At 50.4% G+C, this 13,423-nt stretch carries 13 protein-coding genes and 8 pseudogenes; 15 read left to right on the top strand and 6 right to left on the bottom strand.

Annotated elements, in window-relative coordinates; all coding sequences use genetic code 11:
* The first annotated feature begins 40 nt into the window (after window positions 1–40).
* Window positions 41–763, top strand: a complete 723-nt coding sequence (gene dpaA / locus ACQGXV_RS05260; RefSeq protein WP_440865536.1) for a peptidoglycan meso-diaminopimelic acid protein amidase — start codon at window positions 41–43, stop codon at window positions 761–763.
* On the opposite strand, the gene ACQGXV_RS05255 is transcribed toward dpaA, so the two are convergent.
* Together ACQGXV_RS05255 and lpcA are read right to left on the bottom strand one after the other, a co-directional pair.
* Window positions 734–1,501, bottom strand: a complete 768-nt coding sequence (locus ACQGXV_RS05255; RefSeq protein ID WP_440865534.1) for a class II glutamine amidotransferase — start codon at window positions 1,499–1,501, stop codon at window positions 734–736. The two genes, dpaA and ACQGXV_RS05255, sit on opposite strands and share 30 nt — an antisense overlap.
* A 38-nt stretch (window positions 1,502–1,539) precedes the next feature.
* Complete coding sequence (lpcA, locus tag ACQGXV_RS05250; protein ID WP_440865533.1) at window positions 1,540–2,124, bottom strand: D-sedoheptulose 7-phosphate isomerase; 585 nt, start codon at window positions 2,122–2,124, stop codon at window positions 1,540–1,542.
* Between the two features lie 359 nt (window positions 2,125–2,483).
* Between lpcA and ACQGXV_RS05245 the strand changes: the two are divergent.
* The 5 genes and pseudogenes from ACQGXV_RS05245 to ACQGXV_RS05225 form a co-directional block, all read left to right on the top strand.
* Window positions 2,484–3,134, top strand: a pseudogene (locus tag ACQGXV_RS05245) (acyl-CoA dehydrogenase family protein); the annotation flags it as partial.
* A 198-nt stretch (window positions 3,135–3,332) separates the two neighbouring features.
* Window positions 3,333–4,502: pseudogene (locus tag ACQGXV_RS05240) on the top strand (acyl-CoA dehydrogenase); the annotation flags it as partial.
* Between the two features lie 257 nt (window positions 4,503–4,759).
* Window positions 4,760–5,889 (top strand): IS3 family transposase gene (locus ACQGXV_RS05235; RefSeq protein ID WP_440865532.1). Its coding sequence is split into 2 segments (ribosomal slippage): window positions 4,760–4,988 and window positions 4,988–5,889, totalling 1,131 coding nucleotides; the frame shifts between segments, so codons are not numbered across the junction.
* A gap of 15 nt (window positions 5,890–5,904) precedes the next feature.
* Window positions 5,905–6,540, top strand: a pseudogene (locus tag ACQGXV_RS05230) (acyl-CoA dehydrogenase domain-containing protein); the annotation flags it as partial.
* A gap of 217 nt (window positions 6,541–6,757) precedes the next feature.
* A pseudogene (locus ACQGXV_RS05225) lies at window positions 6,758–7,057 on the top strand (two-component system sensor histidine kinase AtoS); the annotation flags it as partial.
* A gap of 15 nt (window positions 7,058–7,072) precedes the next feature.
* Here ACQGXV_RS05225 and ACQGXV_RS05220 read toward each other — a convergent pair.
* Together ACQGXV_RS05220 and ACQGXV_RS05215 are read right to left on the bottom strand one after the other, a co-directional pair.
* Window positions 7,073–7,504, bottom strand: coding sequence for an IS630 family transposase (locus tag ACQGXV_RS05220; RefSeq protein WP_440867233.1), 432 nt, complete (start codon window positions 7,502–7,504; stop codon window positions 7,073–7,075).
* Entirely contained in the window at window positions 7,426–7,896 is a 471-nt protein-coding gene (locus tag ACQGXV_RS05215) for an IS630 transposase-related protein (RefSeq protein WP_440865531.1), read from the bottom strand. The genes ACQGXV_RS05220 and ACQGXV_RS05215 overlap by 79 nt, the downstream gene beginning before the upstream one ends.
* A gap of 120 nt (window positions 7,897–8,016) precedes the next feature.
* On the opposite strand from ACQGXV_RS05215, the pseudogene ACQGXV_RS05210 reads away from it, so the two are divergent.
* Window positions 8,017–8,289: pseudogene (locus ACQGXV_RS05210) on the top strand (transposase); the annotation flags it as partial.
* On the opposite strand, the gene ACQGXV_RS05205 reads toward ACQGXV_RS05210, so the two are convergent.
* On the bottom strand, window positions 8,275–8,466 hold the full coding sequence (locus ACQGXV_RS05205) for a hypothetical protein (RefSeq protein ID WP_440865529.1): 192 nt from the start codon (window positions 8,464–8,466) through the stop codon (window positions 8,275–8,277). The pseudogene ACQGXV_RS05210 and the gene ACQGXV_RS05205 overlap by 15 nt on opposite strands.
* Between ACQGXV_RS05205 and ACQGXV_RS05200 the strand changes: the two are divergent.
* Window positions 8,382–8,651: pseudogene (locus ACQGXV_RS05200) on the top strand (alpha/beta hydrolase fold domain-containing protein); the annotation flags it as partial. The gene ACQGXV_RS05205 and the pseudogene ACQGXV_RS05200 sit on opposite strands and share 85 nt — an antisense overlap.
* A gap of 92 nt (window positions 8,652–8,743) precedes the next feature.
* A pseudogene (locus ACQGXV_RS05195) lies at window positions 8,744–8,905 on the top strand (IS256 family transposase); the annotation flags it as partial.
* Between the two features lie 27 nt (window positions 8,906–8,932).
* Here ACQGXV_RS05195 and ACQGXV_RS05190 read toward each other — a convergent pair.
* Window positions 8,933–9,376, bottom strand: a complete 444-nt coding sequence (locus ACQGXV_RS05190; protein WP_440865527.1) for a transposase family protein — start codon at window positions 9,374–9,376, stop codon at window positions 8,933–8,935.
* Window positions 9,377–9,457: 81 nt separating this feature from the next.
* On the opposite strand from ACQGXV_RS05190, the gene ACQGXV_RS05185 reads away from it, so the two are divergent.
* The 6 genes and pseudogenes from ACQGXV_RS05185 (at window position 9,458) to dinB (ending at window position 13,411) form a co-directional block, all read left to right on the top strand.
* Entirely contained in the window at window positions 9,458–10,381 is a 924-nt protein-coding gene (locus tag ACQGXV_RS05185) for an IS5 family transposase (protein ID WP_440865525.1), read from the top strand.
* A gap of 232 nt (window positions 10,382–10,613) precedes the next feature.
* Window positions 10,614–10,922: pseudogene (locus tag ACQGXV_RS05180) on the top strand (helix-turn-helix domain-containing protein); the annotation flags it as partial.
* 79 nt (window positions 10,923–11,001) lie between these two features.
* Window positions 11,002–11,379, top strand: coding sequence for an IS630 transposase-related protein (locus ACQGXV_RS05175; RefSeq protein WP_440865524.1), 378 nt, complete (start codon window positions 11,002–11,004; stop codon window positions 11,377–11,379).
* Window positions 11,291–11,824, top strand: coding sequence for an IS630 family transposase (locus tag ACQGXV_RS05170; RefSeq protein ID WP_440867266.1), 534 nt, complete (start codon window positions 11,291–11,293; stop codon window positions 11,822–11,824). Before ACQGXV_RS05175 ends, ACQGXV_RS05170 begins: the two co-directional genes overlap by 89 nt.
* 25 nt (window positions 11,825–11,849) lie before the next feature.
* Entirely contained in the window at window positions 11,850–12,296 is a 447-nt protein-coding gene (locus ACQGXV_RS05165; RefSeq protein ID WP_440865523.1) for an MmyB family transcriptional regulator, read from the top strand.
* A 56-nt stretch (window positions 12,297–12,352) separates the two neighbouring features.
* Window positions 12,353–13,411 (top strand): DNA polymerase IV, encoded by a 1,059-nt coding sequence (gene dinB, locus ACQGXV_RS05160; RefSeq protein ID WP_440865522.1) that lies wholly within the window; start codon window positions 12,353–12,355, stop codon window positions 13,409–13,411.
* The last annotated feature ends 12 nt before the right edge of the window (window positions 13,412–13,423 follow it).

Raw genomic sequence — 13,423 nt, 5'->3', positions numbered from 1 at the left:
GCTATCGTTTGTCACACAGCTTTTACCATCAGGATTAATAATGCAAAAAATCGCGCTGTCTATTGCGATGTTGTTTTTTTTGCCATCCGTCGTTGTTACCAGTGTCGCCAGTGAACCGGCTCCCATAGCTAAAGAATTAAAACAACAATTATTAGGTTCACCGATCTATATTCAGATCTTCAAAGAAGAGCGGATACTGGAACTGTACGCCAAGGTAGGAAATGAATATCGCCTGCTGGACCACTACCCCATCTGCAAATATTCCGGCGGATTAGGGCCCAAACGTGTCGAGGGCGATCTGAAAAGTCCGGAAGGCTTTTATCAGGTTGATCTGCGGCAGTTAAAACCCGATAGCCACTACTACAAAGCGATCAACATTGGTTTTCCTAATGAATACGACCGGGCGCAGGGTTATTCTGGTCGCTATTTGATGATTCACGGTGAATGCGTCTCTGTTGGCTGTTATGCCATGACCAACAACTATATCGACGAAATTTACCGTTATGCCGAAGCAGCGTTGCGTAATGGGCAAACCAAAATTGATTTGGCGATATATCCTTTCCGTATGACGGAAACCAACATGCAGCGCCACCGTAATTCCACGTATAACAGTTTCTGGCGTCAACTTCAGCCGGGCTATGCGTATTTCAACCAGAATTATCAACCACCGTTAATCACGGTAAATAACGAACAGTATGTGGTTAACCCATCCGTTATCAGCAGTGAAAAACCATCACGCTATGCGTTCACCCAAACAAAATAACACGAACTCACCTGGCATAATTTGATGCCAGGTTTCATTCCCCGTCAGCGGCTGCGTCGCCAGCACGGTCACCACATCGTTGGGTGTCGTTTGCTGCTGAAAATCGATTTCCACATCCTGATCCAATAACGTTGCCTTGCCAAATGGCGCACGCCGCGTGATCCAGTACAGCTTGGTGGAGCAGTACCCCATCACAAAGCGTCCGTCAGAAAGCAGCATGTTGAACACGCCTTTACTTCTCAGCACGTCAGCTTGCGATGCGATAAAACGGAACACCGCAGGCCAACGGGTGGGCGAGCGTGGATAACGTTGCGCCAGTTGATTGAGCAGCCAACAGAAAGCGTACTCGCTGTCCGTTTGTCCCACGGGGCGAAAATGGCCGGTTTTCAAACCACGATATCCCTTCAACTGACCGTTATGCGCGAACGTCCAGTTACGCCCCCACAGTTCGCGGGTAAACGGGTGGGTGTTTTCCAGCGTGACCGCACCGCGATTCGCCTGACGAATGTGCGACACCACGGCGCAGGATTTAATCGGATACTCCTGCACCAAGTGGGCGATAGGAGAGTTGAAACTCGGCAACGGATCTTTAAACGTGCGACAACCATTGCCTTCATAGAAGGTAATGCCCCAGCCATCTTTGTGTGGCCCGGTGCCGCCGCCGCGCTGTATAAGCCCGGTAAAGCTAAAACAGATATACGTCGGAACGTTTGCGCTCATCCCAAGCAGTTCACACATGCCCCCTCCTACCCCCTACTGCTAGCAACCTGGCGAGGTTACTGCCCTTTTGCCATTTCTTTTTCAACTAACTGGATCAGGATATGAATCGCTTTGATGTGCACTTCCTGAATACGGTCAGCGTAACCGAAGTGCGGTACACGAATTTCAACATCCGCCGTGTCTGCCATTTTGCCGCCGTCTTTGCCGGTCAGGGTGATAACCTTCATCCCTTTGGCACGCGCGGCATCAATAGCCTTGATAATATTACCGGAATTGCCCGAAGTGGAAATCCCGAGCAGCACATCCCCTTCACGACCCAGCGATTCTACGTAGCGAGAAAACACGAAATCGTAGCCAAAGTCATTGCTCACGCAGGAGAGATGGCTGGGATCGGAGATAGCAATCGCCGGGTAACCAGGGCGGTTCTCACGATAACGACCGGTCAATTCTTCGGCAAAATGCATCGCATCGCAGTGTGAACCGCCATTGCCGCAGGAAATCACTTTGCCGCCCGCCTTGAACGCATCAGCCAGCAGCACCGCCGCATTCTGGATCGACTGAATGTTCGCGTCGTCACTCAGAAAAGCGTCCAGCGTAGCCGCAGCCTCTTTCAGTTCACTACGGATTAAGTCCTGATACATAGGATCCTCTCGTTTTGTTCGGTAACAGGCGATAACTCTTCATCGCACCGAAGGTGCGCGCAGAGGGAATGCTGGCAGTGTAACGGATCGTGGAAACCGCGAGAAGTATGCTATGCCCCAATCAAGACAATTGCTGATATTTATCACTGGCGGGGTAAAAACGCACCAGTTTGTGAGTTAAGTTGTAATTGCGTTGTAAATGAATTGATAAAAAATACGCTATGCACTACACACTATACACATACAGGTCAGACCTCTTAGCAGATGTTTGCCGTAATGATAACAGGATTGAGTGGGATGCGCGCAGGCGCACGTGAACGGATCGGATTAACGGCCGATGACAACTCTGGAGACGAACTATGGTCTCAGTCAGTATTCTTGTTTTGCTGATAATGGTGGGAGCCCTGTTTTATCACTGGGTGAATCTGCCGCTCAGCGCCTCGTTGCTCGTGGCCTACTTCGCATTGATGGGTGCTGGTGGACTGTGGTCCTACTGGTTGTTGTTGCCACTGCTGGTGCTGTTGGCACCATTGGTGGTGACCGCGCTGCGCCAAAAGGCACTGTCGGCTCCGGCCCTGCGGGTGTTTAAGAAGGTGATGCCCGCCATGTCAAACACCGAGAAAGAGGCCATCAACGCCGGAACCACCTGGTGGGAAGGCGAACTGTTTCGCGGTGCACCGGACTGGAAGATGCTGCATAACTACCCGCAGCCGACATTGACAGAAGAAAAGCAGGCATTTCTCAATGGCCCAGTGGAAGAAGCATGCCGCATGGCAAATGATTTCCAGATAACCCACGAATTGGCCGATCTGCCGCCGGAGCTGTGGGCGTTCCTCAAGCAGCACCGCTTCTTCGCCATGATCATCAAAAAGCACTATGGCGGGCTGGAGTTCTCTGCCTATGCGCAGTCTCAGGTACTGCAAAAACTGGCGGGCGTCTCCAGCATTCTGGCGATTACCGTCGGTGTACCTAATTCGCTCGGCCCTGGCGAACTGCTGCAACATTACGGTACTGAAGGGCTTTGTTGAATAATTTAAGATACTGATTTATATAAGCATTATAAAATTTCAACGACTAATTTTTCCTCTCGGAATGCTTTTTATTGTGCTAACTATTTGATTTGTCGTTCTAACAAAATACATTCTCTGTAAATGCATTCTAACTAAAGAAGATGTAAATCAAACGGTTAAATTATTCAACAAAGCCGTACTGAAGATCAGAAAGATCACTATCTGCCACGTCTGGCGCGCGGTCAGGAGATTCCCTGCTTCGCACTCACCAGCCCGGAAGCTGGCTCCGATGCGGGATCGATCCCAGATACCGGCATTGTGTGCTACGGCGAATGGCAAGGCGAGCAGGTGCTGGGTATGCGTTTAACCTGGAACAAACGCTACATCACGCTGGCACCGATTGCGACCGTGCTTGGGTTAGCGTTTAAGCTGCACGATCCCGATCACCTGCTGGGTGACGAAGACGATATCGGTATTACCTGTGCATTGATCCCGACCAGCACGCCCGGCGTCCAGATTGGTCGTCGTCACTTCCCGCTTAACGTGCCGTTCCAAAATGGCCCGACGCAAGTGGAAAACATTTTCGTACCGCTCGATTACATTATCGGCGGATCGAAAATGGCCGGTCAGGGCTGGCGCATGCTGATGGAATGTCTGTCGGTGGGGCGCGATATTACGCTGCCGTCCAACTCGACAGGGGGCATGAAGTCCATTGCACTGGCAACTGGGGCTTATGCCCACCTGCGCCGCCAGTTCAAAATCTCCATCGGCAAAATGGAAGAGATTGAGGAGCCGCTGGCGCGTATCGCAGGCAATACCTACGTTATGGATACTGCTGCGACGCTGGTGACCGTCGGCATTATGCAAGGTGCCAAACCGGCGGTGCTCTCCGCTATCGTGAAATATCATTGCACCCATCGAGCCCAACGCGCCGCGCTGGATGCCATGGAAATCACCGGCGGTAAAGGTATCTGTCTTGGCCCTTCCAACTTCGTGGCGCGCAGCTATCAAGGCTCCCCCATCGCGATTACCGTGGAAGGGGCTAACATCCTGACGCGTAGCATGATTATCTTCGGCCAGGGTGCGATTCGCTGCCATCCCTACGTCCTCAAAGAGATGGCGGCAGCACAGGACGATAACCTGAACAGCTTCGATCGTGCACTGTTTGGTCATATCGGGCATGTCGGAAGCAATCTGGCTCGTAGCCTGTGGCTGGGGCTCAGCAATGGGCATTTGAGTCATGCACCGACCAAAGATGCCACCCGTCACTACTATCAGCGGATGAATAGCCTCAGTGCCAACCTGGCTTTGCTGGCGGATGTGTCGATGGCAGTGCTGGGCGGCGACTTGAAACGTCGGGAACGTGTAGTGGTTGAATAATCAGGACACTAAACTTACATCCAAAACGGAGGTGTTTAGTGAACCATAAACGACAATTTACCCCTGAGTTTAAAAAGGAAGCCGTTGCCCTGGTAACAGAGCAGGGCTATACGGGCTTTGTTGAATAATTTAACCGTTTGATTTACATCTTCTTTAGGTAGAATGCATGTACAGAGACTGTATTTTGTTAGAACGACAAATCAAGTAGTTAGCACAATAAAAAGCATTACGGCTGGAAAACTTAGTTGTTGAAGTGTTATAATAATTATGTAAATCAGCATGTTAAATTATTCAACAAAGCCGGCTATACGATAGCCAGGGCAGCAGCATCGCTGGGCATAAGCAACAAAACCCTGCATACATGGGTATCGCTGGCACGCGAGCAAAGCAACGGCGTACTCAGCGATGATGAACGTGCAGAGTTAAAACGGTTACAAAAGGAAAACAAAGAGTTACGTACAGAGAAGGAGATACTAAAAAAGGCGAGTGCCTTCTTCGCGAAACATATGTGGTGAGATACCGGTTCATTCTCGACAATGCCACTGACTTCAGCGTTCGTACACTCTGTCGGGTCATGCGTGTGACGGCCTCTGCCTGGTATGCATGGCGAAAAAAGCCCGCCGAACCGCTGCAAAAAGACGTGGAGGTCCGGGTCAGGTTAAAGGCGCTGTTCGCCGCCAGCAGGCAGGGAGCAGGAAGCCGGACGCTGGTCAAAAGGCTTCGTGGAGAAGGCATCATAATCAGCCGCTGGCGGGTGAGGAAACTCATGCAGGAAGAGGGGCTGGTCTGCCGACAGCGCCGGACTTATAAGGTCACGACAAAACCCCGCCCGGGTGCAGAGGTGGCCCCAAACCTGCTGAACCAGAATTTTAACCCGCCGGGGCCAAATCAGGTGTGGGCGAGTGACATCACGTATCTGAAGACCGGTGAAGGCTGGCTGTATCTGGCGGCTATTATGGATTTGTACTCCCGGCAGATAGTGGGCTGGCAGGTGGACCGACGGATGACCTCATCGCTGGTCTGCGGGGCCCTGATGAAGGCATATAACCTGCGAACTCCCCCGCCGGGCCTGGTGGTGCATACGGACAGGGGGGCGCAGTACACGGGACAACGCTTTCAGGCGCTGCTGAGCAGCTACAGGCTGAGGAGCAATATGGGAGACGTGGGTGCCTGCTGGGATAATGCGGTGATGGAGCGCTTCTGGGGCAGTCTGAAACATGAATGGTTGCTGCTGGTACCCCAGCCAACACGGGCTTACATGGAGCATGATGTGGCGACGTATATCCGCTACTACAACCTACACAGGCATCATGCCGCTAACGGGGATCTGTCTCCAGTGCGTTATGAACAAATGGCTGAGAAAAAAGTGTCCTGATTTACTTGACCAGTGCAACGTATCTCCGCTCGACTGGGCGATGTGTTGAGCCAACTTTATATCGCCTCGGCAACGCTGAAACGCTTTGACGAAGAAGCGCGCCAGCAGGCCGATCTGCCGCTGGTGCACTGTGGCGTGCAAGATAGTCTGCATCAGGCCGAAGTGGCCTTAAACGATCTGCTGCGCAACTTCCCGAACCGTGCGGTGGCGGCAATCATGCGCATCGCGCTATTCCCGCTGGGTCAGGTCAGTCCGGCTCCGATCGATCGTCTGGATCATCAAGTCGCCAAGCTGCTGCAAACGCCAAGCGCCACGCGCAGCCGGTTAGGACGCGGTCAATACCTGACGGCCAGCGAACACAATCCGGTGGGTCTGCTGGAACAGTCGTTGCTGGATGTGATGGCCGCCAAACCAATCCACCAGCGGCTGTCGAAAGCGTTGGGTAAATCCCTGCCGTTCATGCGACTCGAACAGTTGGCAGAGCAAGCCTTGGCAGAAGGCGATATCACAGCGGAAGAGGCGCAGATCTTGATCCGAGCCGAAGCGAGCCGATTGCGAGCCATCAATGTGGATGATTTTGCACCTGAGGCACTGGCAGCTCAGACACCACAGGTTAAACCCACAACCAAAAAATCCGTGGCTGTCGCCTGATAACCCGCCGGGCTGCTCTCGCAGTCGGGCGTTTTCCATTCGTCGCCCTCGACCTGAATTACCTCACTGAACGTATCATTATCCTGCTCAGTATCTGCGCGGAGTTTGAAGCGCTTCCGAGAAACCCAAGGCCATTGCCCGGATAATTCCTCTTTTAGCTGAGAGGAAAGGATCGATGAGCACTCGTTTCAGTGGGCTACGTAAAGGCCTCAGCTGTATGTACCCACGCCGTCTACGCAACCAGCTCATTATGATTGCGGTGTTCATGGTCACGATCCCCACCCTCACCATTGGCTACGTGGTAGAAACCGAGGGCAGGGCGGCACTGCTGCAAGAGAAAGAGAAAAAACTCTCTGCCATTACCCACCTGTTGGATGAAGCATTGGGGGATAGGTTCACGCATTTTGCCACCCTCCCCCATGCCGAGCGTATTCAAGAGCTCAATCAGGAGTTAGCCCCGATCACCGAGAGGATCACCCGCGCCTTTAACGGCGTCGGCGCTGGCTATTATAGCCAAGCGACTTAATTTTGATTACACCATATGGACTGAGAACAAACTCTCTGTATCGCAACCCATCTCTCTTTTTTTGCTTTTTGCTTGTGCCCATTTATGCTCAATTGGGTTAAGATCTGGCGAATATGTAGGCAAATACTCCACCATATACCCTGCATCGATGATGACTTGTTGAATATTATGTTTTTTGTGAAAAGTGGCATTGTCCATCATGATTACACTGTTTTTAGGGAGTACTGGGATAAGGACTTGTGTGACCCAGGCATAGAAAACATCGCTGTTAATATTGATATCAAATAATCCGATAGCAAACAGCGTTGTGCCTAATAAAGCGCCGATAACATTTGTTCTTCCCCTAGCTCCCCAGTTCTTCAGGCCAAAACACCGTTGACCTTTTGGGGAATAGCCGTGAGTCCGTGGGGCATCGTGTGAAAAACCACTTTCATCAATAAAAACAATAGGTTTACCTTCTTTTTCATACTGTTGTTTTTTTTTGTTGAAATCCCTGCCGGGCGTTTTCGTCGGCTTTCGGATGACGTAGAGTTTTTTTTATAGGTCAATCCCAGCTTTTTAAGCGCTTGCCAAATGGCCTTCTGACAAACGCCAAAACGCTCTGCACGTTCTTTTTGGTAAGCATCTGGATATTGTTCAACATCTTTTATCAACTCGGATTTATCGATCTTTCGCTGACGCGTGGTCGATACTTTTGACTCTATTTGATTAATCCAACGCGATACAGAGGCAGGGCCAATCCGAAATTGCTTCGCTGTTTCTCGGATACTCAACCCTTCGTTTTTCCGTGTAGATATCACTTTACGTCTAAAATCAATTGAATAGCTCATTTAAATAATGTAATCAAAATTAAGTCGTTTAGCTATAGAATGCATTTACAGAGAATGTATTCTAACTAAAGAAGATGTAAATCAAACGGTTAAATTATTCAACAAAGCCTCAACAAAGCCGTGCGGAACTCGCTGCGCTACGTCGGCTGGAAAGAGCGTAAAGCCGTTGCTGCTGACCTCCGCACTATCTATAGTTCCGCAACGCTAGAGGGCGCTGAAGAGGCCCTGGATGCCTTCGCGGCCAAATGGGATGAGCAGTTCCCGACGATCAGCCCATCGTGGAGAAATAATTGGGAACGTCTCATCGTCATTTTTGATTTTCCGCCGGAGATCCGCAAGGTTATCTACACCACCAACGCGATAGAGTCGTTAAATGCTTCATTGCGCAAGATATAGCCAAGCGACATTATTTTGATAACAGCCAGCTATGCTTCTTTGCCGCATATCAGGGCATAGGATGTAATCATTTTTAAGTCGGTTGTCTATACCTGCGCGAACACGCCGCAGAATATGGCATTGATCCGCAGCGTATCGGCGTATTGGGTGATTCTGCGGGTGGATATCTGGCACAAATGCTGGGTGTCACCAACGGTGAAAAAACCTTCGATAAAGGGGATTATCTCAATCAATCCTCGGATGTTCAGGCCGTGGTGACCCTCTATGGGCTCTCCAATCTGCTCAACATCGGTGCTGGCTTCCCAGAGAATATTCAGGATGTACACCGCTCACCGGCGTCAACCGAAGCGCTGTTGGTTATAGCCAACCGACTTAAAAATGATTACATCCTATGCCCTGATATGCGGCAAAGAAGCATAGCTGGCTGTTATCAAAATAATGTCGCTTGGCTATAACGAAAACGCGACGAATATTTCCAACGGATGACTCGGTGCTAAAATTATTCTATCTAGCCTTGCATAATATCTCGGCTAAATGGACCCTACCAATCAGAGACTGGAAACCGGCTATGAGCCAATTCATGTTGATGTATGGAGATCGGATTTCCGGTTAAGCGATGGAGCCATTTACACGAAATTCTTTACAGACTCTGTTCAACTGTAATACGGATGCCCGAGATTATTTTATTTTCTTGTTTTTGTTCAGGCGATAAAGGTCTTTTTCGAGTTCCTTTTTTTGGGATTTGTGTATTAGGATGCTGTTTATCTATACCTTGAAAACCGGTATCTGCCCAGATGGTTACCTCAGGAGGAATATGGCGAATTATATCGACTTTATCGAGTAAGCGTTTATCGTGACGGCGCCCATTTTTGCTCATGGGGATAAATCCAATTTGCCTTGTTTCGTCAGTCATAATAAGCCCTTTTCGAGTGGTCTGTCTTTTCTTTCCCGAATACATTTTCTTTCGCCGACGCAGATTCTTAGGCTTTTGGACAGGTCGCTCTGTCCCATCAATAAAGACGTCTTTAACTCCAGGAAAGGCGCGAAAAAATTCCTCAGCAGAGTGAATTTGACGAGCGGGCAAAACACGGCTTTGTTGAATAAATCGAACTTTCAGGGGATCGCCGGATCAGAGCACTATCATCGCTCCCGATAGCAGCTCCCCATGGCAAAGCAAAAGTTTAAAATCACCAACTGGCCCACCTACAACAAAGCACTCAGACAACGCGGCTCCCTTACGGTCTGGCTTGATGAGTCCGCCATCGCTGCATGGACTGACAGTGCTTCGCCTGAAGGTCGTGGTCGGCCGCTTTACTACACCGATATGGCTGTTACCACGGTTTTGATGATAAAGCGCGTGTTTAACCTGTCGCTCCGGGCATTACAGGGCTTTGTCGACTCGGTTTTTACACTGATGAGCCTGCCACTGCGCTGCCCGGACTACTCTCTGGTCAGTCGGCGCGCAAAAACCGTCAGTATCAGCATAAAAACGCCAACGCGTGGTGAAATCTCGCATCTGGTCATCGACAGTACCGGTCTGAAGGTCTTTGGCGAAGGTGAATGGAAAGTCAGGCAGCATGGGGCTGCCAGACGAAGAGTGTGGCGCAAGCTTCATCTGGCAGCAGACAGTGCGACGCATGAGATTATCTGTGCCGACTTATCGCTCAGCGGAACGACAGATGCGCAGGCACTGCCGGGCCTGATTAACCAAACCCACCGGAAAATCAGGGAAGTGTCAGCAGACGGTGCTTATGACGCCCGTTACTGCCACGATGCGTTGCTGAGAAAGAAAATCAGGCCCCTTATCCCGCCGCGAAGCGGAGCGAAATACTGGCCGGACAAGTACTATGAACGTAACCATGCGGTGGCGAATCAGCGTCTGAGCGGGAGTAATGATATGTGGAAAAAGAAAGTGGGTTATCACCGGCGTTCAGTGGCAGAAACAGCGATGTTCCGCATAAAAACTTTGCTGGGTGGCCACCTGAGGCTGCGTGACTACGATGCTCAGGTGGGTGAAGCCATGGCGATGGTCAAAGCGCTGAATCGTATGACGTTGTTGGGTATGCCACACAGCGTCAGGATCGGATAACAGGTGTAGCAGAGGGAGTCATCCTGTCGGCTAATTCTGATTTATTCAACAAAGCCACGCAGCGCTACGTCGACCTGAATGACCCGAGTTATTGTTACTATAGAGAGCTCCTAATACGGGTAAAATATGAATATTTATACTGGTATAGAATAGTGCTGGTTTGATTAACACGATTCGCGTTAACCAACATAGTGCTCACTAACATAGTGCTCACCAACACGGTCAAGAGAACATGAGTAATGGCTCACTGAGTGGTCCAAAGGCATTGGGCGCTTTTTTGCGTGCACAGCGTGAAATGCTTGCTCCGGAGAAAGTCGGGCTACCCGCAGCGGGACGGCGACGTACCAGCGGTTTGCGCCGTGAAGAGTTAGCGCAGCTGAGCAGTATCAGCACCACCTGGTACACCTGGATAGAACAGGGGCGTGAGGTCTCCGTCTCTCCTGCCGCGCTGTCGCGGTTGGCACAAGCGCTACAGCTTGCACCCGCCGCACGCGATTATCTGTTTAACCTGGCGAATGTTAAAGATCCGGACAAACAGTCTGAGCCCTTGCCTTTGGACACACAGGTGACGGCGGCGTTACGGTATAGCTAAACGACTTAATTTTGATTACATTATTTAAATGAGCTATTCAATTGATTTTAGACGTAAAGTGATATCTACACGGAAAAACGAAGGGTTGAGTATCCGAGAAACAGCGAAGCAATTTCGGATTGGCCCTGCCTCTGTATCGCGTTGGATTAATCAAATAGAGTCAAAAGCATCGACCACGCGTCAGCGAAAGATCGATAAATCCGAGTTGATAAAAGATGTTGAACAATATCCAGATGCTTACCAAAAAGAACGTGCAGAGCGTTTTGGCGTTTGTCAGAAGGCCATTTGGCAAGCGCTTAAAAAGCTGGGATTGACCTATAAAAAAAACTCTACGTCATCCGAAAGCCGACGAAAACGCCCGGCAGGGATTTCAACAAAAAAACAACAGTATGAAAAAAGAAGGTAAACCTATTGTTTTTATTGATGAAAGTGGTTTTTCACACGATACCCCACGGACTCACGGCTATTCCCCAAAAGGTCAACGGTGTTTTGGCCTGAAGAACTGGGGAGCTAGGGGAAGAACAAATGTTATCGGCGCTTTATTAGGCACAACGCTGTTTGCTATCGGATTATTTGATATCAATATTAACAGCGATGTTTTCTATGCCTGGGTCACACAAGTCCTTATCCCAGTACTCCCTAAAAACAGTGTAATCATGATGGACAATGCCACTTTTCACAAAAAACATAATATTCAACAAGTCATCATCGATGCAGGGTATATGGTGGAGTATTTGCCTACATATTCGCCAGATCTTAACCCAATTGAGCATAAATGGGCACAAGCAAAAAGCAAAAAAAGAGAGATGGGTTGCGATACAGAGAGTTTGTTCTCAGTCCATATGGTGTAATCAAAATTAAGTCGCTTGGCTATATATGGATTGTCCGGCTTATCTGCTGGACGGCATGTGGAATGTGCTGGATTGGAATGGGCAGGCACAGGCGGGCTGGTTAGGTGAGGATCCTCAACCTAACCTGCTGCGTTTCATGTTTGTTCATCCGCTGGCAAAGCAACTGGTGGTGGACTGGCCCGAGCGTGCTCGCCGTGTGGTGGCGGAATTTCGTGCCGAATCGAGCCATTATTCCCATGAGCTGATGCGTGAATTAATCATGCAATTGTGTCAGGATAGCCGTGAGTTCGAACGCTGCTGGACGCAACAAGCGGTGATGGCGCGTGAAGGTGGCGAGCGGCGTTTTCATCACGCCACCACAGGCCAGGAGATCGCTTATCAGCAGCAAACTTTTCATCCGGCGTTGCATGAGGAATTCAAACTGGTGATGTTGATTCCTGCTGATTCAGGAGATGGGCTCACGCCAGATTAATGTCGCTTGCATACCGTTTTTTGTTACTGTATTTTTGTACAGTAATTGGAGGATGTATGCGTAAAATTATTCATGTCGATATGGATTGCTTCTATGCCGCCATTGAAATGCGTGATAATCCGCGCCTGCGCGACATTCCTCTGGCGATTGGCGGCAGTGCGGATCGACGGGGCGTGATCAGCACCGCCAACTATCCCGCCCGCCGCTATGGCGTACACAGCGCCATGGCGACGGCGACGGCGTTGCGTTTGTGCCCTCAGCTTAAGCTCCTGCCGGGGCGTATGGAGGTGTACAAAGCCACCTCGCGCCTGATTCGCGATATCTTTTCCCGCTATACCACGCTGATCGAACCCTTTTCGCTGGATGAAGCCTACCTGGATGTGACGGACTGCCCGTTATGTAACGGTTCTGCGACACTGATTGCTCAGGACATTCGCCAGACAATTGCGAATGCATTACAGCTCACGGCATCCGCGGGCGTGGCTCCCATCAAGTTCCTCGCCAAGGTGGCATCGGAACAGAATAAACCTAACGGCCAGTTTGTGATTACTCCCAACAACATGGACGCTTTTCTGCTGGCGCTGCCGCTGGAAAAAATCCCCGGCGTGGGTAAGGTGACCGCAAAACGGTTGGAAGAGAAGGGGTTGCACTCGTGCGCAGACGTGAGGCAGTACGATTTGGCCGAATTGCTGCGCCAGTTTGGCAAATTTGGCCGTGTGTTATGGGAGCGTTGCCATGGCATTGACGAACGTGCAGTGTCTCCCGATCGTTTGCGTAAATCTGTAGGCGTGGAAAAGACGCTGGCGGCCGATATCCACCATTGGCATGAGTGCGAGGGGCTGGTTGAACAACTCTATCAGGAACTGGAATTGCGCCTGCGGCGCGTGAAACCGGATCTGCATATCGCTCGTCAGGGCGTAAAACTGAAGTTTGATGATTTTTGTCAGACCACGCAGGAGCACGTGTGGCCTGAACTGAATAAGCAGGATCTGCTGCGGTTGGCACGGCAAACCTGGGAAGAACGGCGTCAGACGCGAGGCGTTAGGCTGGTTGGGTTGCACGTTACTTTGCTTGATCCGCAAATGGAACGGCAACTGCTGCTGAATTTGGAGTAACGGGACGTGAAG

Source organism: Symbiopectobacterium purcellii (assembly GCF_052050035.1).
In the GTDB taxonomy this organism is placed as follows: domain Bacteria; phylum Pseudomonadota; class Gammaproteobacteria; order Enterobacterales; family Enterobacteriaceae; genus Symbiopectobacterium; species Symbiopectobacterium purcellii_A.
The sequence above is the reverse complement of the archived record's forward strand: the minus strand, read 5'-3'. Positions and strand labels throughout refer to the sequence as shown.